At 39.4% G+C, this 26,280-nt stretch carries 27 protein-coding genes; 12 read left to right on the top strand and 15 right to left on the bottom strand.

Annotated features, from left to right (window positions below; all coding sequences use genetic code 11):
- Positions 1–98 precede the first annotated feature (98 nt).
- Together ubiC and ubiA are read left to right on the top strand one after the other, a co-directional pair.
- A complete protein-coding gene (ubiC, locus tag GWI97_RS10480) occupies positions 99–608 on the top strand; it encodes a chorismate lyase (protein WP_036938822.1) in 510 nt (169 codons plus the stop codon).
- 28 nt (positions 609–636) lie between these two features.
- On the top strand, positions 637–1,491 hold the full coding sequence (gene ubiA, locus GWI97_RS10485; RefSeq protein WP_036934587.1) for a 4-hydroxybenzoate octaprenyltransferase: 855 nt from the start codon (positions 637–639) through the stop codon (positions 1,489–1,491).
- A 102-nt stretch (positions 1,492–1,593) separates the two neighbouring features.
- On the opposite strand, the gene plsB is transcribed toward ubiA, so the two are convergent.
- The gene (plsB, locus tag GWI97_RS10490; RefSeq protein ID WP_036934586.1) at positions 1,594–4,077 is read right to left on the bottom strand and encodes a glycerol-3-phosphate 1-O-acyltransferase PlsB; all 2,484 of its coding nucleotides are present in this window, start codon (positions 4,075–4,077) and stop codon (positions 1,594–1,596) included.
- A 130-nt stretch (positions 4,078–4,207) separates the two neighbouring features.
- Here plsB and GWI97_RS10495 point away from each other — a divergent pair, with 130 nt between their 5' ends.
- Complete coding sequence (locus GWI97_RS10495) at positions 4,208–4,579, top strand: diacylglycerol kinase (RefSeq protein ID WP_036934584.1); 372 nt, start codon at positions 4,208–4,210, stop codon at positions 4,577–4,579.
- Positions 4,580–4,706: 127 nt separating this feature from the next.
- Positions 4,707–5,318 (top strand): transcriptional repressor LexA, encoded by a 612-nt coding sequence (lexA, locus tag GWI97_RS10500; RefSeq protein ID WP_036934582.1) that lies wholly within the window; start codon positions 4,707–4,709, stop codon positions 5,316–5,318.
- A 109-nt stretch (positions 5,319–5,427) separates the two neighbouring features.
- On the opposite strand, the gene zur is transcribed toward lexA, so the two are convergent.
- Both zur and ssb1 read right to left on the bottom strand, forming a co-directional pair.
- Positions 5,428–5,958, bottom strand: a complete 531-nt coding sequence (zur, locus tag GWI97_RS10505) for a zinc uptake transcriptional repressor Zur (protein ID WP_036934579.1) — start codon at positions 5,956–5,958, stop codon at positions 5,428–5,430.
- 275 nt (positions 5,959–6,233) lie between these two features.
- Complete coding sequence (gene ssb1, locus GWI97_RS10510) at positions 6,234–6,761, bottom strand: single-stranded DNA-binding protein SSB1 (RefSeq protein WP_036934577.1); 528 nt, start codon at positions 6,759–6,761, stop codon at positions 6,234–6,236.
- A gap of 252 nt (positions 6,762–7,013) precedes the next feature.
- Between ssb1 and uvrA the strand changes: the two genes are divergently transcribed.
- From uvrA to GWI97_RS10525, 3 genes are all read left to right on the top strand, one after another.
- Positions 7,014–9,848: an excinuclease ABC subunit UvrA gene (uvrA, locus tag GWI97_RS10515; protein WP_161709959.1), complete on the top strand. Its 2,835-nt coding sequence runs from the start codon at positions 7,014–7,016 to the stop codon at positions 9,846–9,848.
- 664 nt (positions 9,849–10,512) lie between these two features.
- A complete protein-coding gene (locus GWI97_RS10520) occupies positions 10,513–11,844 on the top strand; it encodes an amino acid permease (protein ID WP_036934573.1) in 1,332 nt (443 codons plus the stop codon).
- A gap of 64 nt (positions 11,845–11,908) precedes the next feature.
- Positions 11,909–13,258: an L-cysteine desulfidase family protein gene (locus GWI97_RS10525; RefSeq protein WP_103005140.1), complete on the top strand. Its 1,350-nt coding sequence runs from the start codon at positions 11,909–11,911 to the stop codon at positions 13,256–13,258.
- A gap of 103 nt (positions 13,259–13,361) precedes the next feature.
- On the opposite strand, the gene GWI97_RS10530 is transcribed toward GWI97_RS10525, so the two are convergent.
- The 3 genes from GWI97_RS10530 to dnaB are packed head-to-tail and all read right to left on the bottom strand — an operon-like array spanning position 13,362 to position 17,153.
- Positions 13,362–14,558, bottom strand: coding sequence for an aromatic amino acid transaminase (locus GWI97_RS10530; RefSeq protein ID WP_161751948.1), 1,197 nt, complete (start codon positions 14,556–14,558; stop codon positions 13,362–13,364).
- 53 nt (positions 14,559–14,611) lie between these two features.
- The gene (gene alr / locus GWI97_RS10535) at positions 14,612–15,703 is read right to left on the bottom strand and encodes an alanine racemase (protein WP_036934569.1); all 1,092 of its coding nucleotides are present in this window, start codon (positions 15,701–15,703) and stop codon (positions 14,612–14,614) included.
- A 40-nt stretch (positions 15,704–15,743) separates the two neighbouring features.
- The gene (gene dnaB / locus GWI97_RS10540; RefSeq protein WP_036934568.1) at positions 15,744–17,153 is read right to left on the bottom strand and encodes a replicative DNA helicase; all 1,410 of its coding nucleotides are present in this window, start codon (positions 17,151–17,153) and stop codon (positions 15,744–15,746) included.
- Positions 17,154–17,306: 153 nt separating this feature from the next.
- Between dnaB and GWI97_RS10545 the strand changes: the two genes are divergently transcribed.
- Both GWI97_RS10545 and GWI97_RS10550 read left to right on the top strand, forming a co-directional pair.
- Entirely contained in the window at positions 17,307–18,290 is a 984-nt protein-coding gene (locus tag GWI97_RS10545; RefSeq protein WP_036934563.1) for an NADPH:quinone reductase, read from the top strand.
- A 195-nt stretch (positions 18,291–18,485) separates the two neighbouring features.
- Positions 18,486–18,800: a hypothetical protein gene (locus GWI97_RS10550; protein ID WP_036934560.1), complete on the top strand. Its 315-nt coding sequence runs from the start codon at positions 18,486–18,488 to the stop codon at positions 18,798–18,800.
- 44 nt (positions 18,801–18,844) lie between these two features.
- On the opposite strand, the gene dusA is transcribed toward GWI97_RS10550, so the two are convergent.
- The gene (gene dusA / locus GWI97_RS10555) at positions 18,845–19,879 is read right to left on the bottom strand and encodes a tRNA dihydrouridine(20/20a) synthase DusA (protein ID WP_161751949.1); all 1,035 of its coding nucleotides are present in this window, start codon (positions 19,877–19,879) and stop codon (positions 18,845–18,847) included.
- Between the two features lie 96 nt (positions 19,880–19,975).
- Between dusA and GWI97_RS10560 the strand changes: the two genes are divergently transcribed.
- Together GWI97_RS10560 and GWI97_RS10565 are read left to right on the top strand one after the other, a co-directional pair.
- Positions 19,976–21,058 carry a tyrosine-type recombinase/integrase gene (locus GWI97_RS10560; protein ID WP_109402803.1) on the top strand — a complete coding sequence of 361 codons (1,083 nt, stop codon included), beginning with the start codon at positions 19,976–19,978 and terminating at the stop codon, positions 21,056–21,058.
- Between the two features lie 53 nt (positions 21,059–21,111).
- Entirely contained in the window at positions 21,112–21,399 is a 288-nt protein-coding gene (locus GWI97_RS10565; RefSeq protein WP_072065180.1) for a DinI-like family protein, read from the top strand.
- Between the two features lie 43 nt (positions 21,400–21,442).
- On the opposite strand, the gene GWI97_RS10570 is transcribed toward GWI97_RS10565, so the two are convergent.
- From GWI97_RS10570 to GWI97_RS10605, 8 genes are all read right to left on the bottom strand, one after another.
- Positions 21,443–21,688, bottom strand: coding sequence for a pyocin activator PrtN family protein (locus tag GWI97_RS10570; protein WP_072065179.1), 246 nt, complete (start codon positions 21,686–21,688; stop codon positions 21,443–21,445).
- A 60-nt stretch (positions 21,689–21,748) separates the two neighbouring features.
- Entirely contained in the window at positions 21,749–22,189 is a 441-nt protein-coding gene (locus GWI97_RS10575) for an SAM-dependent methyltransferase (RefSeq protein WP_123822537.1), read from the bottom strand.
- Between the two features lie 19 nt (positions 22,190–22,208).
- Positions 22,209–22,430, bottom strand: coding sequence for a hypothetical protein (locus GWI97_RS10580; RefSeq protein WP_006533963.1), 222 nt, complete (start codon positions 22,428–22,430; stop codon positions 22,209–22,211).
- A gap of 2 nt (positions 22,431–22,432) precedes the next feature.
- A complete protein-coding gene (locus GWI97_RS10585) occupies positions 22,433–23,011 on the bottom strand; it encodes a hypothetical protein (RefSeq protein WP_161751950.1) in 579 nt (192 codons plus the stop codon).
- 1 nt (position 23,012) lies between these two features.
- Positions 23,013–23,468, bottom strand: coding sequence for a hypothetical protein (locus GWI97_RS10590; protein WP_159242316.1), 456 nt, complete (start codon positions 23,466–23,468; stop codon positions 23,013–23,015).
- Between the two features lie 8 nt (positions 23,469–23,476).
- The gene (ssb, locus tag GWI97_RS10595; RefSeq protein WP_161751951.1) at positions 23,477–23,974 is read right to left on the bottom strand and encodes a single-stranded DNA-binding protein; all 498 of its coding nucleotides are present in this window, start codon (positions 23,972–23,974) and stop codon (positions 23,477–23,479) included.
- A gap of 58 nt (positions 23,975–24,032) precedes the next feature.
- Entirely contained in the window at positions 24,033–24,860 is an 828-nt protein-coding gene (locus GWI97_RS10600) for a YfdQ family protein (protein ID WP_161751952.1), read from the bottom strand.
- Positions 24,861–24,925: 65 nt separating this feature from the next.
- Positions 24,926–25,300, bottom strand: coding sequence for a hypothetical protein (locus GWI97_RS10605; RefSeq protein WP_161751953.1), 375 nt, complete (start codon positions 25,298–25,300; stop codon positions 24,926–24,928).
- A gap of 397 nt (positions 25,301–25,697) precedes the next feature.
- Here GWI97_RS10605 and GWI97_RS10610 point away from each other — a divergent pair, with 397 nt between their 5' ends.
- On the top strand, positions 25,698–26,192 hold the full coding sequence (locus GWI97_RS10610) for a hypothetical protein (protein ID WP_072070917.1): 495 nt from the start codon (positions 25,698–25,700) through the stop codon (positions 26,190–26,192).
- The last annotated feature ends 88 nt before the right edge of the window (positions 26,193–26,280 follow it).

Genomic DNA, 26,280 nt, shown 5'->3' on the forward strand with positions numbered 1-26,280 from the left:
AAATGTTATCAGCTTTTAACTTCCCTTAGTCACATCATGATATCCTTATGGATCATGATTCACACAAGCTAGGATCATCGACGCGCGATGATGAAATAATGTTCAGAAAATCAATAATTACACCTGCTCCTATCCATTGGTTGCCCAGTGAGGAACATGAAAGTATTAATGAAAGTACATTAAGCTGGTTAATGGAATTAGGCTCAATGACACGGCGATTTGAGCAATATTGCCAAAAAGTCACTGTAATGCCTTATCAAGAAGGATTTATTGACTTTATTGAGTCTGCTGATGAAAAAACCTGTCTACCCAAAAGTCAGCGTTATTGGTTAAGAGAAGTGGTATTGTGTGGTGACGATATTCCTTGGTTATTAGGGCGGACGTTAGTACCCGAAGAGACCCTGACAGGCGAAGATAGAAAACTGGTCAATCTCAGAACTGTTCCACTTGGGCGTTATTTGTTTCAGGAAACAACCTTAAGTCGCGATTTTATTCATATCGGGCAACAAAACGGGTATTGGTTACGCCGTTCTCGTTTCCAGCTTTCAGATAAACCTTTATTATTAACTGAGGTATTTCTACCTGCATCACCAGTGTATGAGAAGTAATTAGGGGGAGCTAAAATTGGAGGGAAGTATGACGCAAAGTAAATGGCAAGCATATAGCCGTTTAATGCGTATAGATAAACCTATCGGAGCGCTATTATTACTTTGGCCAACTTATTGGGCTTTATGGATTGCTGCTAAAGGCTTTCCTGATTGGCATATCCTGATTGTTTTTACTATTGGCGTGTTCTCTATGCGTGCTGCTGGGTGTGTAATAAACGACTTTGCTGACCGAAAAATTGATGGCAGTGTTGAACGAACTAAAAATCGACCATTACCTAGTGGGGCTGTGACAGAAAAAGAGAGCAAAATTTTATTTATTGTTTTGGTTCTCTTATCTTTTGGATTAGTCCTAACACTCAATACGATGACCATTTGGCTCTCTGTTGCAGGGCTTGCGCTCGCCTGGTTTTATCCTTTCGTTAAACGATTTAGCAATCTGCCTCAACTGATTTTAGGTATGGCTTTTGGTTGGTCAATTCCTATGGGGTTTGCGGCTGTTTCTGAAAGCTTACCATTAGTATGTTGGTTATTATTTTTGGTCAACATTGTTTGGTCTGTAGTTTACGATACGCAATATGCAATGGTTGATCGTAATGATGATATAAAAATTGGTGTTAAATCTACTGCCATTTTATTTGGTCGTTATGACAAGATTATTATCGGTATTTTACAGCTTGTGATGTTGGCATTATTAGTTTTTATCGGTATCTTATTGAATTTAAAAGGTATTTACTATTGGTCGCTATTATTAGTGACTGCCTTGTTTATTTATCAACAAAAGCTTATAGCAGAGCGTGAAAGAGCGCCGTGCTTCCAAGCTTTTATGAATAATAACTATGTTGGTTTCGTTTTATTTGCAGGTATTTTATTTAGTTATTTTTAAGATAAGTAAGCGCTAAACTATTCTCTACGATTAAGTCAAAACAAAAAGGGATAAGCAATGAGCTTATCCCTTTTCTATAACAAGTCATAACGTTATGACTGATTATTTATTAGCTTTAGGTTCACTTTTTTCATCAATTATCTGTGCTGAATTGTTATCTTCAGTGACACCAACACTCTCAATAGTTAAGCGGATCTCTGGTGACATCAATTTAGCAATCACTTGGTAAAGAGCAGATGCATCTGCTTTTAGAATATCTTCGTTATCATTGAGATAGCCTTCTTCACGCAGTGTTGAAACTAAGGTGGAGAAAACCGCTTTATCAAAGAATTCAGGTGCGTTGATACCATGCAAGACAGAAAGACGTTGCGCTAGGATACGACTCTCTTTTTCCAGTAATGCCCGACTAATTTCTGGGGCAAAATTGAGTAAAGATAGTGTAATGCCATAACGTTGTAATGTTTCTCTGACGCTGGCTGCTAAAAGTTGCAATGGGCGAATACGTGCTGGATTAATACGTAGTAAACCATCACTATCACAAAAAATTAGACGCTGGCGACACAATTCTGCAATCAAGGTATTAATGACTTCAGGCAATTCTTCTTTCTCATAGCGAATAAACAATTCTGCTTTAATCAGAGGGAAGATTAATTCAACCTGTTTCATTAAATCATCACGATGAATTTTTTCATGATGCAAGATGATACTGGCAATTAATGATGGTGTGACCATTAAGTGGATCGTGTTATTACGGTAATACGTCATTAATACCGCACTTTCACGAGGAAGTACCACAATATCACCCAGACTGTCTTTTTCGACTTGGAATTTATCTGATTGCAGAGCGTGTTCTAATAACGCCTCGGCGCTTTTATTAGACACAATCATGTCTGCAGAATAAGGTACATTGCGTAATAATTGCAGATAACAATTGACTTGCTCTAACAGCTGTTCTCTTGTAAGTGCTCGCTGACGTGATGCTAACAGTGCCGTTGATACCAAGTTAATCGCATTAATTGAGGCTGCATTATTGATATGAACCATAATATTGTCAGCCAGTGCGCTTACTGCTGGGTTTAACCAGCTTGGGCGCTGAGGCTCAATGGGATCAATATCATCACGCCACTGTGGAACCGCCTGATTTAGGTATTGTGCAACAGAGATAGGCTCACCAAAGTTAACGTAGCCTTGACCAAGGTTACGTAATTTACGTAATCCTCTTATCATCTGCATAAAGCCTTCTTTCTCTTTTGTTGCACCACGTAACTCTTTGGCATACGTCGCCACTTCCATAACGTGTTCATATCCAATGTAAATTGGTACAACAGAGATTGGGCGAGTTTCACCACGTAACATTGCTTGTACTGTCATTGAAAGTGTTCCTGTTTTAGGATCTAACAATCGACCTGTACGCGAACGTCCACCCTCAACAAAATATTCAATAGAGTAGCCACGTGTAAATAGCTCACCTAAATATTCACGGAAAATAGTGGAGTACAGCTTATTACCTTTAAAGGTTCTTCGTATAAAGAAAGCCCCTAAACGGCGGAATATCGGGCCTGCTGGCCAGAAATTAAGGTTAATACCCGCTGCGATATGTGGGGGAACCAAGCCTTGATGATAAAGCACATAAGAAAGCAGTAAGTAGTCCATGTGGCTACGGTGACAAGGTACATAAACAATCTCATGTCCATCTTGTGCGAGTTTGCGTACGCGTTCGGCATTATAAACGTTGATACCTTGATAGAGCTTATTCCATGTCCAACTTAGTACGCGATCACTAATACGCACTGCTTCATACGAGAAGTTAGCAGCAATTTCTTCCATGATATCAGTGGCATTTTTACGTGCTTTATCGAGAGAGATTTTTTTCGCTTTTGATTCATCTTCAATGGCTTTTTCAATGGCTTTTGATGAAAGCAATTTATTGAAGAGATCTTGGCGTGCTGGTAATTTCGGACCAACGGCCGCTAAACGCTGGCGAGAAAAATGAATACGCGCAACGCGGGCAAGCTTTCGCGCTATACTGGTGTCAGTTCCGTGTTCGTTCGCCATTTCACGCATTGATACAGTGGGTGAAAAACGAACAAAACTGTCACGCCCCAGCCAAAGGATCGCGATAAATTTTTGGATACCGTTAAGCACACGTAAATGCGGGACGCCATTGTGGCCTTCACGGCCAGGCGAGCGACCAAACATTACAGAAACAGGCAACATTTCGATATCAAGATGCGGATTATTACGATGTGCATCAAGATAAGCGTGGAATGTTTTCACGGAATCTTTACGAGGATCAGGTGAGTAGTAACGGAATACTCTTGGGCCGTCATCAATAAAGACATACGCAGGGAGCTTCGTTCCACTTATCTCAATGGGTTTCAGTGGATCAGGTAATCCTAAAGATAAACATTGCTGTCTTAATGTTAGTAAGTCTGCCTTTGAATGATAAGGCAGCACATAAAGAAAAGATCGCGACGAATCCAACCCTAATTCAGTGATAGGATCAGTCGGAACTCGTTTACTTTTTACCAGTAATTTTAGTGGTAAATTCAATGTGTTATAATATAGTTTACGCCAAGCTGACATAAATAGTTGTAGCCTCTTATTAGCAATACTTCGAAAGCATAACAGAAAGTCTTTCGTAGATCTGTGGTGCTGTGACAATATTAATAGAGAAAAGTGGCAAAATAATCGTTTGTTTTCGATAGAGTTTATTATGACTAATCAAAATAAAGGTCTTACCCGAATCATCAAAGCTGGTGGCTATTCATGCAAAGGCATTCGTGCTGCTTGGATAAATGAAGCCGCTTTTAGACAAGAAGTCATTGTGACCTTGGTTGCAATTATCCTTTCATTTTTCATTGATGTCAGTGGTCTAGAGCGCATTTTACTCGTTGGTTCCGTTGTATTGGTTGTAATTTTGGAACTGGTAAATAGTGCCATAGAAGCAGTTGTCGATCGAATTGGATCTGAATACCACGAATTATCAGGACGTGCAAAAGATATGGGTTCTGCCGCCGTTCTTATTGCTATTATATTGGGATTATTTATTTGGGTAACCATTCTTTGGGGACATTTCTTCGCATAAAGTTAAAAAATTCTATTTTTGTCGAAGAATAATCCAAAGATGCGTATTTTATATTCATTTAAGGTTTCAAATCGTCATATACCTGTATATACTCACAGTCTGACTGTATAAACAAACAGGGGGCGGAATGAAAGCATTAACTGCAAGGCAGCAGCAGGTTTACGATTTGGTTCGTGATCACATTTCGCAAACGGGTATGCCACCAACACGGGCTGAAATAGCTTCCCAACTTGGGTTTCGCTCACCAAATGCGGCAGAAGAGCACTTAAAGGCGCTTGCTCGTAAAGGTGTGATAGAAATTATCTCTGGTGCATCTAGAGGTATCCGTTTGCTAATGGAAGAAGAGCCAGAAGGATTGCCATTAATTGGGCGAGTCGCTGCTGGTGAACCATTGTTAGCGCAAGAACATATTGAAAGCCATTATCAAGTTGACCCAATGCTATTTAAACCAAGCGCAGATTTTTTATTGCGCGTTAATGGTATGTCGATGAAAGATATCGGTATTATGGATGGCGATTTACTTGCTGTACATAAAACGCAAGATGTTCATAACGGGCAAGTGATTGTGGCACGTATTGAAGATGAAGTGACCGTAAAACGCTTTAAGAAAAGCGGTAATAAAATTGAGCTTCATGCAGAAAATCCAGAATTTTCACCTATTATCGTCGATTTACGCGAGCAAAACTTTACTGTTGAAGGTTTAGCAGTAGGGGTTATTCGTAACGGTGAATGGTTGTAATTTGTACCAAAATAAGTCAACACAACTTATTTTATAAAGATGCAGATGATGGGTAAAACCACAAAATCATCTGCATTTTTCATTTGTAGAATTTCTAGCAGTAATGCAATCAACGAGGCTTATAGTCGCCGGTTTTTTTCTGCTTTAGATTATCATCCATACTGTGATCATGATGACAACCTTCAGGGTGTGTACACTCTTGTGCTTCATGGCACTGTGAACATAACCCATGAATTTCTATTACGCTGTGGCGCAGATGAAATCCACTCTCTTTTGCCAGTAATGAAATCGCATCTTCAATTTTATGGCTGTTCTTTTCAGTGACAGATAAACAACGGTCACAAATTAGCATTACTGACGTATGTTCAACATCATCAAAATGATGACAAAGCACATAACTGTTGGTGGATTCTATTTTATGGATAAATCCTTGCTCAAGTAAAAATTCTAGCCCGCGATATACCGTGGGTGGCTTTGCTTGTGGTTCAACTTGGCGTAATAAATCCAATAAGTCGTATGCGCTGATAGCAGAAGGTTGCTGCATTATCAGACGCAATACTGCCAGACGTTGTGAAGTCAGGCGAACACCTCGTTTCTGGCAGAGCTTTTCTGCCTGAGCGAGCAATTTCTCTTCATTCATGGGGATCAGATGCTCTCAGACGTTGTTAATGATCCAAATCCTATCATATTTTTCAAGAGCAAACCTTTGTGTAAAGTGGGGTTTTGTGAAAATAACCTCGGCTCTTAATTTTCTTTTAAAAGAAGATGCTGATGGAAACAACGATGTTTTGTATCTGAATTGAAAAATTTTCATCTTGTAACGCTATTTTAGAGGATGATATGTAGTGACGATAAGCAACAAAAAACCCAGCCTAAGCTGGGTTAATTTTTTAAAGGTTTTAAGATTAAGCAATCTTAGAACGGAATATCGTCATCAAAATCCATTGGTGGTTCATTGCTTGGCGCTGGCGTTGCTGCGGGTTGTTGTGCTGGGCGAGATTGTGCGCCACCGCTAAATTGTTGTGATGCTTGTGGCTGTTGTGGTTGACCCCAACCGCCTTGACCACCTTGTGAAGGTGCATTATCTTGACCACCACGGCCACCTAACATCTGCATTGTGCCGCCGATGTTAACGACAACTTCAGTGCTATATCTGTCTTGGCCGCTTTGATCTTGCCATTTACGTGTTTGTAATTGACCTTCGATATACACTTGTGAACCTTTACGCAGATATTCGCCTGCAATTTCCGCTAATTTTCCGAAAATTACCACACGGTGCCACTCGGTTTTTTCTTTCATTTCACCGGTTTGTTTATCGCGCCAGCTTTCTGATGTTGCCAGTGTTAGGTTAGCAACTGCACCACCACTTGGCATATAACGGATTTCCGGATCCTGCCCTAAATTACCGATAAGAATAACTTTGTTTACGCCTCTGCTCGCCATGTGAGGTACTCCTGCGAAAGTAAATTTTTTGAAATCATAAGCGAATAAGTTTATCACGTACGCTAAAATTTGAATATGACGAGTAATGAATTTCTCAATTGTGAACATTGTCGACATTTTTCTGTCTCATAATGACGGATTTACATCATCATTCAATTTCACTATATATACTGTATATCCATTCAGTTAACTTTGTGTCATAATTATCCGATTATTTCTTTTTCGGCGACTCTCTCAATCCGGGATATATTCATGGATAAAATCGAAGTACGGGGCGCTCGCACCCATAATCTAAAAAATATCAATTTGGTCATTCCCCGCGATAAACTTATTGTTATTACGGGACTTTCTGGCTCAGGTAAATCCTCTTTAGCCTTTGATACGCTTTATGCGGAAGGGCAACGACGTTATGTTGAATCGCTTTCTGCTTATGCTCGTCAGTTTCTTTCGTTAATGGAAAAACCTGATGTTGATCACATTGAAGGTTTGTCTCCCGCTATTTCGATTGAACAGAAATCTACGTCACATAACCCACGTTCAACAGTGGGAACGATTACTGAAATACACGATTACCTACGTCTTTTATTTGCACGTGTTGGTGAGCCTCGTTGTCCTGATCATGATATTCCATTAGCGGCACAAACGGTCAGCCAAATGGTCGATAATGTTCTTGGGCAGCCTGAAGGTAAGCGCTTAATGCTGTTAGCACCCGTGGTGAAAGAGCGTAAAGGTGAACACATTAAGTTACTGAATAATCTTTCAGCTCAAGGCTATATTCGTGCTCGTATTGATGGTGAAGTGTGTGATCTTTCTGATCCGCCGACCTTAGAATTACAGAAAAAACATACCATTGAAGTGGTGATTGACCGCTTTAAAGTGCGTGATGATCTTGCTCAACGTTTAGCGGAATCTTTTGAAACTGCATTAGCGCTTTCAGGCGGTACAGCGGTTATCTCTGATATGGATGATAACAATGCAGAAGATATTATTTTTTCTGCCAATTTTGCCTGTCCTGTTTGTGGTTACAGTATGAGCGAATTAGAACCTCGTTTATTCTCTTTTAATAACCCGGCCGGGGCTTGTCCTACTTGTGATGGTTTAGGCGTTCAGCAATTTTTTGATCCTGATTTAGTGATCCAAAATCGTGAGATCTCTCTTGCTGGCGGTGCAATAAAAGGGTGGGATCGCCGTAATTTCTACTATTTCCAAATGTTGCGCTCATTAGGTGAACATTATCATTTTGATGTTGAAGCGCCCTTTGATTCTTTGTCTGATAATATTCAAAAAATAATTTTGTCGGGGTCTGGTAAAGAGAATATTGAGTTTAAATACACTAACGATAGAGGTGATGTTGTTGTTCGTCATCATCCTTTTGAAGGTGTATTAAATAATATGGAACGCCGTTATCGCGAGACAGAATCAAGCGCAGTGCGTGAAGAGCTTTCTAAGTATATTAGTAATCGCTCTTGTGCTTCTTGTGGTGGTACACGTTTACGCCGTGAAGCTCGTCATGTGTATGTTGAAAATACGACGTTGCCTGAAATAGCAGATTACAGCATTGGCCATGCGATGACCTTTTTCCAAAATCTAAAGCTTAGCGGTCAACGTGCAAAGATTGCAGAAAAAGTCTTAAAAGAGATTAGTGATCGATTGAAGTTTTTAGTCAATGTTGGTTTAAACTATCTCACGCTTTCGCGTTCAGCTGAAACATTATCTGGTGGTGAAGCACAGCGTATTCGTTTGGCAAGCCAAATTGGTGCTGGGTTAGTCGGTGTTATGTATGTATTAGATGAACCCTCAATAGGGTTACACCAGCGAGATAATGATCGTTTGCTTGAAACATTGATCCACTTACGTAACTTAGGTAATACCGTGATCGTTGTTGAGCATGATGAAGATGCTATCCGTTCTGCTGATCATATTATTGATATTGGCCCAGGTGCGGGTGTTCACGGCGGTGAAATTGTTGCTCAGGGGACACTTGAAGATATCATCAATAATCCGAATTCATTAACCGGTAAGTTCTTAAGTGGTGAGCGCCGTATAGCGATCCCAGATAAACGAGTTCCTGTTGAGCGGGAAAAAATGCTGACGATTTTAGGTGCCAAAGGTAATAACTTAAAAAATGTAAATCTAAAATTACCTGTCGGTTTATTTACCTGTATTACAGGGGTGTCAGGCTCTGGTAAATCAACGCTTATCAATGATACGTTATTCCCTATTGCGCAACGTCAATTAAATGGGGCTACAACTATCGTACCTGCACCTTATTTAGATGTTGAAGGTTTAGAACATTTCGATAAAGTTATTGATATTAACCAAAGCCCAATAGGTCGTACTCCTCGTTCAAATCCAGCAACCTATACTGGTGTCTTTACACCTATTCGTGAGTTGTTTGCAGGGGTTCCTGAATCTCGTACTCGTGGTTATACGCCAGGTCGTTTTAGTTTCAACGTAAAAGGTGGACGCTGTGAAGCTTGCCAAGGTGATGGTGTTATAAAAGTTGAAATGCACTTCTTACCGGATGTGTATGTTCCTTGTGATCAATGTAAAGGTCAGCGCTATAACCGTGAAACCCTTGAAATTAAATACAAGGGAAAAAATATTCACGAAGCTTTGGATATGACTATCGAAGAGGCAAGAGAATTTTTTGATGCTGTTCCTGCTCTGGCTCGTAAGCTACAAACATTGATTGATGTTGGGCTGTCTTATATTCGCTTAGGACAATCTGCTACAACGTTATCAGGGGGAGAGGCACAACGGGTTAAGTTAGCGAAAGAGCTATCAAAACGTGGTACTGGGCAGACATTATATATTTTAGATGAACCAACAACTGGGCTTCATTTCGCGGATATTGAACTGCTACTCGACGTTCTACACCAATTGCGTGATCAAGGTAATACGATTGTGGTGATTGAGCATAATCTTGATGTTATTAAAACCGCAGATTGGATTGTTGATCTCGGTCCTGAAGGTGGAAGTGGAGGCGGAAAAATTTTGGTGTCGGGTACACCTGAGCAAGTTGCAGAATTTGAAGGTTCACATACCGCAAGATTCTTAAAGCCAATTCTAGAGCGTGGTTATTAATATCACAGTACTTATTCCCTTATAATCTAAGCGCCACAAATAATAATGCCTTTGTTGTTTGTGGTGCTTTTTTCAAGAAAAGTAAATCTCTTATAAATGATAGAATTTAATTCTATTGAAAAACATCTTCTCTTTTCACTGTTCACTTCTTTATGTATTTTTATTTTATTAATCTACTTTTTTATAAAAAAGTAGATTAAATAGTTATTCATGCTGTTTTGTAACACATATTTAACCAAATACGATATAACAAAGCTAAATAGAAAGGATTATCATAGTCTATCGTGATAGACAGCACAGTTTATTTGGTGATTTGTTTCAATTGTTATACTTAACTATTATTGTATAACAATATATATTTTATTTTATAAATCAATTGGTTATTTGTTTTTTGAGGATGCATTTGAGAGGAGGTTATTATTTACTATGCTCTTTGAACAGATAATCCTACTTTTCTCCTTAAGGGGGAATTTTTTTCTAAATCATTTCAGGCTATCACGATTTATAACAACTTTTTTCTCCGTAATATTCCCTATCATTTACCCATAATAAATAACACCTGCAAAGAGTAAGGTTATTTTGATATCGCGACGTTAGATAGATCTTTTTACCCCCAAAATTCGTTTTGCTATTAACAATTACAATATAAAAAGTGAGTACTAATATGGAAACGGCTTCCTCAAAAACAGAGACCACAAGCTATCCCGCAACTAGTGCTGGCGCTCGTCGCGCAGGTATGACTGAACAAGAATGGCGCGCAGCTATTAAATTCGACAGCAATGATGTGGGCTGGGTTATCATGAGTATTGGTATGGCTATCGGTGCAGGTATCGTATTTTTACCTGTGCAGGTAGGTCTTATGGGATTATGGGTGTTCCTACTCTCCTCAATTATTGGTTATCCAGCGATGTATCTTTTCCAACGTCTATTTATTAATACGTTGGCCGAATCTCCTGAATGTAAAGACTATCCAAGTGTTATTACGGGCTATCTCGGTAAGAACTGGGGTATTTTATTAGGTGCGCTTTACTTTGTGATGTTAGTGATTTGGATGTTTGTTTATTCAACGGCAATTACTAACGACAGTGCTTCTTATTTACAAACTTTTGGTGTGACGGAAGGATTGTTATCAGAAAACCCATTCTATGGCTTGATCCTGATTTGTGCTTTAGTGGCTATCTCTTCTCGTGGTGAGCAATTATTGTTTAAAGTATCAAGCTTTATGGTGCTGACAAAACTATTGGTTGTTGCTGCATTAGGTTTATCAATGATAGGTATGTGGCATTTACATAATGTGGGCGCGTTACCACCTGTAGGGCGTTTAATTAAAGAAGCCATTATCACCTTACCTTTTACACTGACTTCAATTCTGTTTATTCAAACATTAAGTCCGATGGTTATCTCTTACCGTGGCCGTAATAAAAACCGTGAAGTCGCTCGCCATAAAGCATTACGTGCAATGAACATCGCGTTTGGTGTGTTGTTCTGTACAGTTTTCTTCTATGCAATCTCATTCACGCTAGCAATGGGCCACGATGAAGCCGTTAAAGCCTACGAACAAAATATTTCAGCATTAGCTATTGCGGCGAAATTCTTCCCTGGCGGTTGGGTAACCGTTGTTAGCGTTATGCTTAATATCTTTGCCGTAATGACTGCATTCTTTGGTGTTTACCTAGGTTTCCGTGAAGCAACACAAGGGATTGTGATGAATATTCTTCAACGTTATATCCCGACTGAAAAAATCAACCAAAAATGGGTACAAAACGGCATCATGGTTTTTGCGGTGCTACTCGCATGGGGTGCCATCATCCTTAATGCACCTGTGTTGAGCTTCACTTCAATTTGTAGCCCAATCTTCGGTATGGTGGGGTGTCTTATTCCAGCTTACTTAGTGTACAAAGTACCAATGTTACATAAATACAAAGGTGCATCACTTTATTTGATTATCTTTACCGGTTTACTGCTCTGTGTCTCTCCGTTCTTGGCATTCTCATAGTCGCCAACTTCGGTTCTAGTTAGGCGTTGTTGTTAAAAACTAAATTAATCCAAGGTGTTAGATTATGAGCCAGAACAAGAATTCTCATTTATGGTCACAGTTTGTTCGCCAGCTACGTGAAGGTGTTAAACCTGCAGTAGGTTGTACAGAGCCAATTTCATTAGCACTGGCTACGGCTAAAGCTACCGCACTTTTAGGCGAGCCAGTTGTTCGTGTTGAAGCTTGGGTTTCACCAAACTTAATGAAAAACGGAATGGGCGTAACCGTACCAGGAACGGGAATGGCTGGACTTCCTATTGCAGCTGCATTGGGTGCAACGGGTGGCGATCCAGAAGCTGGATTAGAGGTCTTGCTAAAGGCCTCTGCTGAGGCAATCGCTCAAGCTAAAACTCTGGTTTCTGGCGGTTGTGTCACCGTGGGAGTAAAAGCCCCCTGTGAAGATGTCCTGTATTCAGAAGCTAAAGTGTATGGCCAGTCTGGTTATGCCATTGTCAGTATCGCCAGAGAGCATACACACGTTGTTCGTTGTGAATGTAATGGTGACGTTGTTTTTGAGGAAGATAAAAACGCATTTGCCAATAACTGTGAATGTACTGATGAAAAACCTTTTACTGATGTGTGTGCCGAAGATATCTATAACTTCGCACTTAATGTGCCAGTGAGTGAGATTGAGTTTATGCTCAATGCAGCCTATTTAAACGGTGCATTATCAGAAGAAGGGCTAAAAAACACCTATGGATTAGCAATCGGTCGTACATTAATTCTGCAACAAGAGAAAGGGTTGTTAGGTAAAGATTTACTTAATGAAATCATGATCAGAGCATCAGCCGCTTCTGATGCTCGCATGGGTGGGGCGGTATTACCTGCAATGAGTAATTCAGGCTCAGGCAATCAAGGGATTGCTGCAACATTACCCGTTATGGTGGTTGCTGAATTTATCCATGCTGATGATGAAACTTTATTGCGTGCGTTAGTTTTATCACACTTAATGGCGATTTATGTTCATAGCCATTTTCCCCCCCTTTCTGCTCTTTGTGCTGCAACGACAGCTTCAATGGGAGCCGCTGCAGGAATGGCATGGTTGCTCACAAAAGATTTCACCACAGTGAGTATGTCTATCAACAGTATGATTGGTGATATCAGTGGCATTATCTGTGATGGCGCATCGAATAGCTGTGCAATGAAAGTATCAAGTAGTGCAGCGAGTGCTTATAAAGCCGTATTAATGGCGATGCAAAATCAAAGTGTTGCGGGTACTGATGGTATTGTCAGTGACGATGTCGATAGCTCAATAGCGAATCTCTGTGCATTAGCTAGTCGTGCAATGCAACATACGGATATTCAAATTATTGAGATTATGGAAGAAAAAGCGCGTCGTAATGTTGGGGAAAAGAAGCAAGCTGTCAATATATAAAAGGCGAAAACCTAAAGCGACAGTGATGTTGTGATGCAGTAAAAAGAAATACCTGCTTATGAGAATAGGCAGGTATTTTTATCATGAAATCACGTTGATTGGCTTAAATACTTACAGCAGCGAAAGCTTGGGCTATGCGCTGAACATTTCCTGTATTGACGCCAGCCATACAAACACGGCCTGTACCAACAAGGTAAATACCAAATTCTTCTCGCAATCTATCAACTTGTGCTTGTGTAAAACCGGTATAACTAAACATGCCACGTTGCGTTAATAAGTGATCAAAGTTCTTTTCAGGTAATGCTACTTTTAAAGCATTCACTAAAGTGACTCTCATCTCTTTAATGCGATCACGCATATGTGCTACTTCTTTTTGCCATTGTGCGGTTAATACTTGGTCTGACAGCACTTTGTTGACAATTTGCGCACCATAGTTTGCAGGGCTTGAATAGATACGGCGTACACCCGCTTTTAGCTGACCTAATACATGTTCGCATTCAGTGGCATTATCACAAACAATGGATAATCCGCCTGCGCGTTCACCGTAGATCCCAAATATTTTTGAAAAAGAGTTACTGATAAGTATCGGTAATCCTGCTTTTGCCATAGTCCGAATAGCGTAAGCATCATCCTCTATGTTTTCGGCAAATCCCTGATAAGCAATATCTAAGAATGGAATGGCTTGGCGAGATTTTAATACTTCAGTGACTTGATCCCATTGATCTTTAGTCAGATCAGAACCTGTTGGGTTGTGGCAACATGGGTGCATTAATACAATGCTTTTTTCGGGTAGTTTTTTAAAGCAATCTAACAGAGCTTCAAATTTTACGCCTTTGGTTTCAGGATCAAAGTAAGGGTAGTGATTCACTTTGAAACCTGAGCCAGCAAAAATAGAACCATGATTATCCCAAGTTGGATCACTTATCCACACTTCTGATCTTGGGAAATAGCGATGCAGAAAATCAGCACCCACTTTTAATGCACCTGATCCACCTAGTGTTTGGATTGTGGCAATTTTCTTTTCTGCAATTAGAGGATTATCTGCACCGAAAAGGAGATCTTGAATTTCGCTACGATAAGGCGCCAGCCCTTCCATTGGTAAATAAAGTGTTGCGGTGGGTGTCATGGCATTGAGTTGCTGACGTGCAACTGAAACTGTTCCTAAAATAGGGGTCTTGCCTTCTTCGTCATAATAAAGACCAATGCTTAAATTAATTTTATCCTGACGTGGGTCTTTGTTATAAACATCCATCAATGAGAGAATCGGATCTCCCGGAAACGCTTCAACCTGTTGAAACACGGCTTCTTCTCCAATCACTTTTAGTGTGTCATAGGGATACAATATCGTGTGTATTATTGTTCGTCTAGGTATTCCATGATGACGCGCGAGGTTAATTTAGTAATCAACTCATAGGCGCTAATACCACTATATTTGGCAATTTCTTCTACGGGCAACACATCTCCCCATAAAATAGCTTCATCACCAACACTATCAATCAGTTCAGTCCCTAAATCGACGCTGATCATATCCATCGAAACACGACCCACAATAGGCACTTTTCGACCATTGATCCACACAGGAGTACCTGAAGGTGCACTGCGAGGATAACCATCACCATAACCAATGGCGATAACGCCAAGATAAGTGTCTTTTTCACTTACCCATGTGCCACCATAACCAACAGGCTCACCGGCTTTATGCTTACGAACAGCGATCAGGCTTGTTTTTAGCGTCATTGCAGGAATTAAGCCAAAGTCTTTTCCCGTTCTTTCATCACCAGTAGGAGAGATACCATAAGTGATAATGCCGGGGCGAACCCACTGATAATGGACTTGAGGCCAAAATAAAATACCAGCAGAAGCTGCGATAGACTTATCACCGGCTTTATCTTGAATAAAATCTTGAAATAGTGAGATTTGTTTTTGTGTCGCCTCAGGAACATCGGGTTCATCAGCACGACTAAAATGGCTCACAATATTGATAGGTTGTTGTACATTTTTGCAGGCGGAAAGCCGTAAATAGAAGGCTTGCGCGTCTTCAGGACGTACTCCTAAACGGTGCATACCCGTATCGATTTTCATCCATACTTTAACGGGTTCATCTAAGTCAGCCTGTTCTAATGCTTCTAATTGTTCTTGGCTATGAACAACGGTTTCAATATGGTTGACGACTAAAATAGGTAGATCAACGACATCAAAAAAGCCTTCTAGCAGGAGAATGGGTTTGACAATACCCCCACTTCGTAAGGTTAATGCTTCACCAATACGTGCAACACCAAAACAATCAGCATTATCCATTAAGGTATATGCTGTTTCTAATAACCCATGACCATAAGCGTTTGCTTTCACGACAGCTATCAGGTGGCTATGTGGGGCATAGTCTCTCACATGCTGAAAATTGTGACGCAGAGCGCGGCGATCTATCACTGCGGTTGCCGCTTTCATATTATTTCAATACTTCCTTTAATTAAGTCAAGGTTAGTGATTATTCATCGTCGTAAGCAGGACCAGCATAGTTATCAAAGCGTGACCATTGACCGTTAAAGGTAAGCCTTACTGTACCAATTGGGCCGTTACGTTGTTTACCGATGATAATTTCTGCAACACCTTTTAAATCGCTACTTTCGTGGTAAACCTCGTCGCGGTAAATAAACATGATAAGGTCAGCATCCTGCTCAATAGAGCCTGATTCACGTAAGTCGGAGTTAACAGGGCGTTTATCAGCACGCTGTTCCAAACTACGGTTTAACTGTGATAGAGCAACCACAGGAACTTGTAATTCTTTAGCTAATGCTTTTAAAGAACGAGAAATTTCAGCAATTTCTAGTGTTCTGTTTTCAGATAATGAAGGTACTCTCATTAGCTGCAAGTAGTCAATCATGATAAGGCTTAAACCGCCATGTTCACGATAAATTCGACGAGCACGAGAGCGTACTTCTGTTGGTGTTAAACCTGATGAGTCATCGATATACATATTGCGTTTTTCAAGTAAAATACCCATGGTGCTTGAAATACGCGCCCAATCTTCATCATCAAGCTGGCCTGTACGAATTCTGGTCTGATCGACACGAGATAATGATGCCAACATACGCATCATGATTTGGTTACCGGGCATCTCTAAGCTGAAGATAAGTACGGGTTTTTCTTCTGTCATTGCCGCATTTTCACATAAGTTCATGGCAAATGTGGTTTTACCCATAGAAGGACGTGCCGCGACAATAATTAAATCTGATTTCTGTAATCCTGCGGTTTTCTTATCAAGATCTTGATAACCACTTGAAACCCCAGTGACACCATCGTGAGGTTTTTGATAGAGCTGTTCTATTTTTTCAACAGTTTCTTCTAAAATTGCTTCTATTGCTTTAGGGCCTTCGTCTTTATTAGCTCGAGTTTCAGCGATTTGGAATACTCTTGATTCAGCAAAGTCGAGTAGATCTTCACTGGTGCGTCCTTGAGGATCAAAACCGGCATCTGCAATTTCGTTGGCAACTTTTATCATATCGCGAACAACCGCACGTTCTCGGACGATATCCGCATAAGCGTTAATGTTCGCCGCACTTGGCGTATTTTTTGAAAGCTCAGCTAAGTAAGCAAATCCCCCCACGCTGTCTAGTTCGGCATTTTGTTCTAATGCTTCGGATAATGTAATCAGGTCAATAGGTTTACCTAATTCCAGTAAGCGTTGCATTTGCGAGAAAATAGTACGATGAGGTCGACTATAAAAGTCTTCTGCGGTAACACGTTCAGAAACATTATCCCAACGTTCGTTATCTATCATCAGACCGCCTAACACGGACTGCTCTGCTTCCAGCGAATGGGGAGGTAGCTTTAATCCCTCCATTTGTCGGTCTTTGATATCAGACATCAGCTTGTCAGTGGTCTTATTTCTGGCCATAAATCCTGCATAAAAATCGAAAAAGTATCAGTACGCTCTAGTATACGCTAACCCAATTATCTGTGCCTTGTAGAAATAGCTATCCTTTGTCATTATCTATAAAGGTCTTTAGAGCTCGCTTATTTAACCCCTCATCCTATAAAGGAGATAGCAATGGCTAAACGCATTCAATTTGCAGCTCATGGCAGTGCTGATGTTCTCGAACTAGCAACATTTACACTGGCTCCTCTTGGTGATCACGAAGTTCAGGTTGCCAACAAGGCAATTGGTATTAACTATATTGATACTTATGTACGTAGTGGGCTATACCCTGTAAGCCAATTCCCTAGTGGATTAGGCACTGAAGCTGCGGGCATTATTATCAAAACAGGCGCTAAAGTGACTTCACTAAAAGAAGGGGACAGAGTTGTGTATGCGCAATCTCCGCTAGGGGCTTATAGCGATACGCATAATGTACCAGAAAATAAAGTGGCACGTCTGCCAGATAATATCTCTTTTGAACAAGCCGCAGCCTCTTTCTTAAAAGGATTAACGGTTTATTATCTCTTCAATGAAACCTATAAATTACAAGCAGGTGAAACCTTCTTATTCCACGCAGCTGCTGGTGGCGTTGGTTTAATTGCAAGCCAATGGGCGAAAGCAATTGGTGCAAACATGATTGGTACAGCAGGTAGTGATGAAAAGGTTGCTAAAGCAAAAGCCGCAGGTGCATGGGAAGTGATTAATTATCAAACTGAGTCGATTGTGGAACGTGTATTAGCGCTGACTAATAACCAAAAAGTGCCGGTTGTTTATGATTCTGTCGGTAAAGCGACTTGGTTAGACTCATTAGATTGTTTACAACACCGCGGTTTAATGGTGAGTTTTGGTAATGCGTCGGGTGCAGTGACAGGTGTTGATTTAGGCATTCTAAACAAAAAAGGTTCTTTATATGTTACGCGCCCATCCATTTCGGGTTATATCACAACACGCGAAGAGCTAGATGCTGCAAGTGAAGCACTATTTGCGTTAATCGGAAGCGGTAAAATTGATGTTAGTGTGCCAGATAATCAAAAATTTGCTTTAGCTGATGCAAAAGAGGCACATCGTTATCTTGAAAGTCGACAGTCTCAAGGCTCAAGCCTGCTTATTCCTTAATTAATGTTAATCAACACCAAAACCTGTTTGAAATAAATTAAACAGGTTTTAAATATTTATTTATTATTCGTAAAGATAATTGATATCTATCTTCATTGTCAAAAAAAAACCTTTTAAATTATTTTAGATTTATTTTTATTCTCATCTATTTTAATTTACGTTTCCACGGTTCTATTAATTAAATAGGGAATGTTTATGCAAAAAGATGAATTGAAAGATTTTATTGATTTTATTTATGAAGATAATAAAGTTAGTAATGTTGAATTACAATTTATTCGCGATGTTGCAGATGAAAAAATAGAGATGTTATTTGAACGATTTGGTGAAAATAATAATTTATCTGCATTTCAAAAATCAATGGATGTCTCAGTTCAATTAATGCAAAATGCATTTTTTGATATAAAAAAGAAAGAAGGAACAGAAGACGGAAAACGCGAAGTTAAAGAAGCATTTGAATTTCAAATTGCTTATTTAGTAGCAAATTATAATCGTTTCTTCTCATTGCTTTAATAATAAAAAAACCAGCCTATTATGGCTGGTTTTTTGTTTTGAAATTATTTTTCAGTCACAAATTTGAGTGCATTTTCTAATACAGATAAATCAGCGCCTTGCTTATGGGCATTTTCACTTAAATGACGTCGCCATTGCCTTGCGCCTGGAATACCCTGGAAAATTCCTAGCATATGACGAGTGACATGGCCTAAATAAGTCCCTTGAGAGAGCTCTTTTTCAATATAAGGATACATTGCTTTTACGGCGGTGACTGTATCAGCAATCGGTAACCGACTATCAAAGAGTTCATGATCAACATACGCTAAAATAGACGGGTTTTGATAGGCTTCACGTCCAACCATCACACCATCCATATATTTTAAGTGTTCTTTTGCCTCTTCTAGCGATTTAATACCGCCATTAATAGCCATAGTAAGATGCGAGAAATCACGTTTTAATTGATAAACACGAGGATAATCTAAAGGGGGAACTTCACGGTTTTCTTTAGGGCTTAAACCTGATAACCATGCCTTACGTGCATGGATAATAAAGGTATCGCAATTGTTATCACGGCTAACAGTATCAATAAAATCACATAAAAATTCATAGCTATCTTGTTCGTCGATCCCAATCCGCGTTTTTACAGTAACCGGAATATCAACTACATCACGCATGGCTTTTACACAATCTGCGACGAGTTGTGCATCTCCCATTAAACAAGCGCCAAAGCGTCCATTTTGTACGCGATCTGAAGGACAACCCACATTTAAGTTGATTTCATCATAACCACGCTCTTGCGCTAATTTTGCGCATTGTGCTAAAGCGTGCGGATCGCTTCCGCCCAATTGTAATGAAACTGGGTGTTCTTCATCACTGTACTTTAGGTAATCGCCTTTGCCATGAATGATGGCACCTGTTGTGACCATTTCAGTATAAAGCAACGTATTTTTGCTGAGTTGACGAAAGAAATAACGACAATGGCGATCAGTCCAATCCAACATCGGCGCAACAGAGAAGCGGTTCAACGGGTAATTCCCTTGAGCGCCCTGTGTTTGCTTGTTTTCTAGTGTTTTATCGGTTGGTGTATTTTCGTGCATTATAACCCATTTTAGTGTATTTTCTCTTTATCAGGACACCAGTGAGGACACCAAAATTTGGTGTCCTGCTGAGAGTGAGAGAGGATTTATATAGAGATGGCTTACTATACCATATCAAAACGCGATAGAGCAGACGGCACTGCTCGATACAGATGTTCCGTTTCTGTGAAAGCTGGTGGAAAGAGAATTTATAATGAAAGCAGAACGTTCACCAAACAGGCTCATGCAAAAACATGGGGAACTAAACGTGTTTTAGAGCTAGAGCAAAACGGCATACCAGATCCAACTGATGCAACAAAAATAACAGTCAGAGATTTACTGTTTAAATATTTAAATGATCCAGATCTTGGCGGGAAAGCAGGAAGAACAAAACGGTATGTTTTAGAAATGCTGTTTGATTCTGATTTGTCTAAATATGGGCTAACAGAGCTTACCGTTTCACATATTGTTGATCATTGCAGACATAGACACGCATCAGGTGCATCACCCTCAACCATTAACCATGATGTTAGTTATTTGACCTCGGTATTAAAATCGGCAAAACCTATCTATGGTATAGAATATACGGCTAATCCAGCGTATGAGGCACGCCCGTTACTCATTCAAATGGGATTGATTGGTAAATCACAACGGCGTAGTCGTAGACCTCAAAAAGAAGAATTAAAACAACTAAGAGAAGCGCTTAAAAAACGAAGCGAACACAGAGAGTGCATTATCCCTTATGTTGATATTTTAGATTTTTCTATTCTTAGTTGCATGCGAATTGGTGAAGTGTGCAAAATTCTATGGGCAGACGTTGACGAGAAAAACAGATCAGTAATTGTTAGAGATAGAAAAGATCCGCGTAAAAAATCAGGTAACCACATGTCAGTGCCTTTACTGGGGGATGCATGGGCAATACTGAGTCGCCAACCAAAAACAAGTGATAGAATTTTCCCTTATAACCCTAAATCAGTTACTGCAGGTTTTCAGCGCACCAGGAACGCATTAGGGATTGAAGATCTTAGATATCATGACTTAAGAAGAGAAGGGGCAAGTCGTTTATTTGAAGCTGGCTTTAGTATTGAAGAGGTGGCTCAAGTGACAGGGCACAGATCTTTAAATGTTCTTTGGCAGGTATATACAGAGTTATACCCCAAATCATTGCATGATAAATTTGATAAATTGAATAAAAGTTGATCTTTTTCACCTCTAAATTATACTGTATAAATAAACAGTAAATGGAGGTGTTCATGATTCATATAAAATTATTTTTTGATAAAGCAATTCAAAAAAATACCCATCCTGATATGTTTAACGCGCTGAAAAAAGAAGTAAAAAAGAAACTTTCCCCTTCTTATTCTGAGTTGGAGGTTAGCGCTTTGTGGGGTTCACAAACAAAGTTAATCATTGATGGGCTAAAGAAAAATGAAAAAAAAGACAAAATAACTGATGCATTAGAAGAAATATGGAGCGATACAAGCTGGATGCCTGAGGTTGAGTCGTCTAACTCTGATGAGCTTGAATATTTTGATAAGTAAAAGATAACAAGCTGGATTATATCTATTTTCCAGCTTGTTTTTCTCACTGAAGGTGTTCAAATTCTTGTTTTGCTATTTCTCTTTTTTTATCTATCCATTCCGCTAAATCTACAATATGCACCAATCTTCCTGATTTTTGATTATCCCTGTATGTTGGAAATGGTAACTCGCCAAGGTTAGCTTTTTTATCAGCCCAAGAAGGCGATATGCTAAGGAATTTCTCAGCAACAACAGATAGAGGAATTTGAGACGTTTCATATTCAGCTAACAATAAAAATACTGTATTCATATTTTCTCTCCACACTGTCCGTACACAGTTTAAATAGATATTAGTTAATACTGGTGGTAATTATTTACTGATCTCCTTAAGAAAAGAGATCCAGTGCGTCTTATCATTTTTCCCTACACGCTGTACTGCTGTTGGTTTTTGGTCTGTTAGCGCTAAAATTTGTTTAACTGGTATTTGGGTTTCATTCCATTTGAATAGCAATGTTCCTCCTGGTCTAAGTACTCTAAATGCTTCACTAAACCCTTTACTTAAATCTTCCCTCCATGAGTCTTTATTTAACGAACCATATTTTTTAAACATCCAGCTATTTTTACCAACCCTGATTAAATGAGGTGGGTCAAATAACACTTGGTAAAATGTATTATTAGGAAATGGAAGGTTTTTAAAATCAGAAATAACATCTGGTGTTATATTTAAAATTCTTCCGTCACATAAAATATGTTCTTCTGCTCTAATATCATTAAATAAAACACGGTCATCTTGTTTATCAAAATAAAACATACGTGAGCCACAACACATATCAAGTATCGGTTTCACTCTTAACCTCAAATTTAATATTTGAATCTTTATTTATCGATAATCTTAAACACGTCTTGTCATGATAATAAGATAATAGATCCTCTTCTTTTTGTAGATCTATTGATGCTTCATTTCCCCAATATCTTAAATACCTAATTCGATACCAGTTATTACCAATTTTAATAACATCATTGGGATTTAATTGGTTTATTGATTTATCCATTATTAAATCCTTTTAAACTCAATAACCCACACCCACGGATTAGACGACCAACTTCCATCTCCATATATTTCTTCCCATAAAGTAGGAAATTGATCACTAGGGGTAAGAGCCTTATCGGGAGTTCCACCTCCACGCCCATACCAACAACCTTCAGATTTAGCATCATCGTTACTGATATCATTCAGTCGCTCAACTCGAATGTTGGTGATTTCTAACGTAATGCGCGAATATCTACGAGGCATGTGTATAGATGGCGTCCACTTAATTTCTTCATACCACCCTTCTTCTAAATCAGATGGTTTATGTGTAGCTTTATATGCAATTGTTGATTCAGTGCATACTCCAGCTTTAAATGCTTCACGAACATAAAGGCGATCACCAATTTTACCCAAGGGGCACAAATTATGTTTTGGAGCATCCAAGACATGTGTAGTTGTGCCACTTCTTGTTTTGGTCGGTTTTTTTAGCCATATTCCATTATCAAGCATTACATTTTTAACGATGCGACGAGTTTGAGTTTTACGCCCATCGAGAATGGCTTTGACCATTTCAGCATTAAAAATAATTCCACGCTCTTTCATGTCATCCACCTATACGCGTAGCTGTTCTGATACGTTGGTAGATTTCGTGTGCTTGAATTCTCTCTTCGCCAATATCGCAAGCACAGAAATATGCATAAGCTGTTTTTTCAGCTTCTCGATGGGCTTTAAAAAACTGTTCTTTTAATTGATATTTTGAAGAGCGTAACCAAAGACAGACGGGTCCATCTTCACTTTCGTATATAGCTCCAACAAACCAGCCTTCACCAGGAGGTTCCGTTGGCATCCAAGCTGATACATTAGGGTTACCGTGAGTGAAATAGTTTTGGAAAACAGGTGTATTCTCTCCGACATCTTCACTCATATAAATACAGCGTTGCTCTAATTGGTTATCCGCTACCCACTGCATAATTTCATTACTATTTTCGGAATATGGCAGTTTTGAATGAGTCCAATAACCATTTTCATCATATTCTACGAATTCTGGAGTAATTGACATAAAGCCTCCTAAATCACATTAATTAAATGGCGTGGATACATAAGCCCAATTGGAGCAAAGGGAATATCATCCTCAAAATCCATTGGTGGTTGACTACTTTGGGCTTGAGGTTGAGCTGGTGGCTGATTTTGCTGTGCCGACTGTGAACCTGCTGATTTAGTAGCACCACCTAGCATTTGCATTGAACCACCAACCTTTACAGCAATTTCTGTTGTATATCGTTTAACACCGTTATCATCCCACTCGCGGGTTTGTAATTGCCCCTCGATATAAACTTGCGAGCCTTTGCACAAATAGCCACCTGCGATATCTGCGAGCTTTCCAAACAAAACGACACGATGCCATTCTGTCTTTTCTCGGTTTTCACCCGTTTGTTTATCTCGCCACTTTTCTGATGTGGCCACAGCTAAATTGGCAACAGCACCACCAGAAGGCAGGTAGCGAATTTCAGGATCGCGCCCTAAATTGCCGATAAGAATTACTTTGTTTACTGATCCGTTAGCCATTTTCAGTTATTCCTATTTGAGTAATATCGCCACCCATAAGATGGCGATTAATTAATAATTAAGCTGAAAATTTGCCAATGAATGTTTCGATTTCACTTTCATCGAATTCATTGCAAAGCATATCTCGAAACTCTTGAGCAATTTGTTCTTCAAGGTTTTCAAGTTGAACAATACGGAGCACTAAAGTAGGAACATCACCGCCAGTAAGCACGCTATAACGCAATTTAATGCTACGTTCTTTTAACTCGTCATACGGAGTGCATGTAAACTGGAATGCAGTTGGCATAACATCTTTGCTTCTTGCTTCAACATTTTCTAATACTGAACGTTTAGCACTAAAATCGTGATCTTCATGTTCAGCAGAGCGTGTTGATTCAATCGTAATACGGCGAACAGCAGAAATAGCTTGTTTGATATCTAAAACATTACCTTCTGCATCAAACGCCATTAAATAATCACGCCAATCTTCTAACCACTCGGCTAATTCTTTTTGACGATATTTAACACCATCAATTTTTAATAGTGCTGAGAATGGAGCGGTTTGTTTTAATTTTACAAGTGCTGTGTTATCAGCATGACCAGGCTCACCAATTGTGCCGATATTAAAAATAGTTTCGGCACTCATTTCATCAGCATCAATAAAGCAACTAACACCTTCTTCAACTGCATTTTTGATTGAGTATTTAACAAAGTCGCTAATGCTGGTTGTTTTCATTTCACCACGGAAACGGAAGCGACCTTCTTGTAAGTTTTCTAAACTACTTACTTTAAAGTCATTAGGAAGGACAATGGCAGGGCAAAGAGACTTCTCTATTGCATCGAGACTTAATGAAGCCACCGCCATATTTTGAATTTGCGAAATAGCATTACCGTCTAATTGAGACATGAATAAACTCCTACTTATTTAAAAGCATTAAATTAAATGGATAGGTTTAATTAAAAATAAGGAAACTAATTAACGGATTTTAATTTCCCGTCGGGCTGACCCTGCAAAGAAAATAATTGACCTTGTTCTTCTTGCATAATGGTCAACTTACCACCTTTACCCACGTACATTGGCGTTTTGGTGGTGTCTTCTTCAGCCCGTTTTCCGCGTGGTGTTGGTGCAGAGAATTTAAGTTTATGAGTTATTTCAACTCGTTTTTCTTCCATTGAATTACTAAGGCGAGCAATATCTAATTCAATAGTGACCTTGCCTTTTCCACCATTATTTAAAACGCCTAAAGCCACATCATTTAAAACAGCAGAGACTTTATTTTCAAAAACGCCAGCGTCCAATTCGGAAAGAAAGTCGGGAACATTTGTCTTACGATCTTCTTGGCTCATTTCTATAACCTCACGTTATCACTTCACACAATAAGAAAGGGCACTAGCGAGTTGACATAATCCTGATAAGACATTTCACAAGTAATGCCAGTACCCTTACTTATTGTTAGAGTCATAATCAAAAAGAGCGGACCACCTGTGGTTTCATCAGCCCGATTGGGATTCGGATTTCTAGCTGACTGCAGGTTACTTTTTTTCACGCCCACGCTCTTTGGTTATAAAACTAACTCAAAAATGGCTGACTGAGCAGAACATTATCACCACACCCCCGTTAATGGTTTAAGACTCAGCCAGCCATTGTTTCTCTTCACACTTCAAATATTGTGCCTGATTATTTTCCCACCTCAGGCGGTGGTGGTATTCTTGGAAGATCCGACACAACCAAGAGAATGTTAAAATGTCAGGTTTCAGCAGAGCATTACAATTAAAAATTCTGGAAATTGCAGTACAGGATTACCCTAATGCTATTCAACCCCAAAATATACCGTCAGATTTTTCTGACATTGATGATGATATTTTATTAAAAAACATTGCATATCTTAGTGAAGAGGAAATGATAACCGGTGGAGTAATCCATGTAATGGCTGGTGCATTTCCTGAACTTACACTAATAAAAGCAACTAGACATGCTATAAATCTACTTACTGAGGAAGGTAGTATATCCACCTCTCTTAAAGTAATTACAGTCAGACTACATGATGAAACATTAAATGAAATTCGTGATTTCATTACTTTAAACGTCCCTGACCCAGAAGAAAGGAAAGGGTATTTGCAGCGCTTAAAAGAGCTTCCCGTTGACGCCACAAAACACATTGTGCTTCAACTACTGGGTAAGGGGCTGAATCAGATACCGGACGCAGTTCAGTGGCTACAAACAGTGCTCCGTTCTTAACAAATTCAGATTCTTCACTATGTTTTACAAACTTAAGCCAACCGACGGTTTTATGTAGTTCTAACCAAAAATCTTCATAAATATTGTC

This window comes from Proteus sp. G2300 (assembly GCF_009915965.1).
Taxonomy (GTDB): domain Bacteria; phylum Pseudomonadota; class Gammaproteobacteria; order Enterobacterales; family Enterobacteriaceae; genus Proteus; species Proteus vulgaris.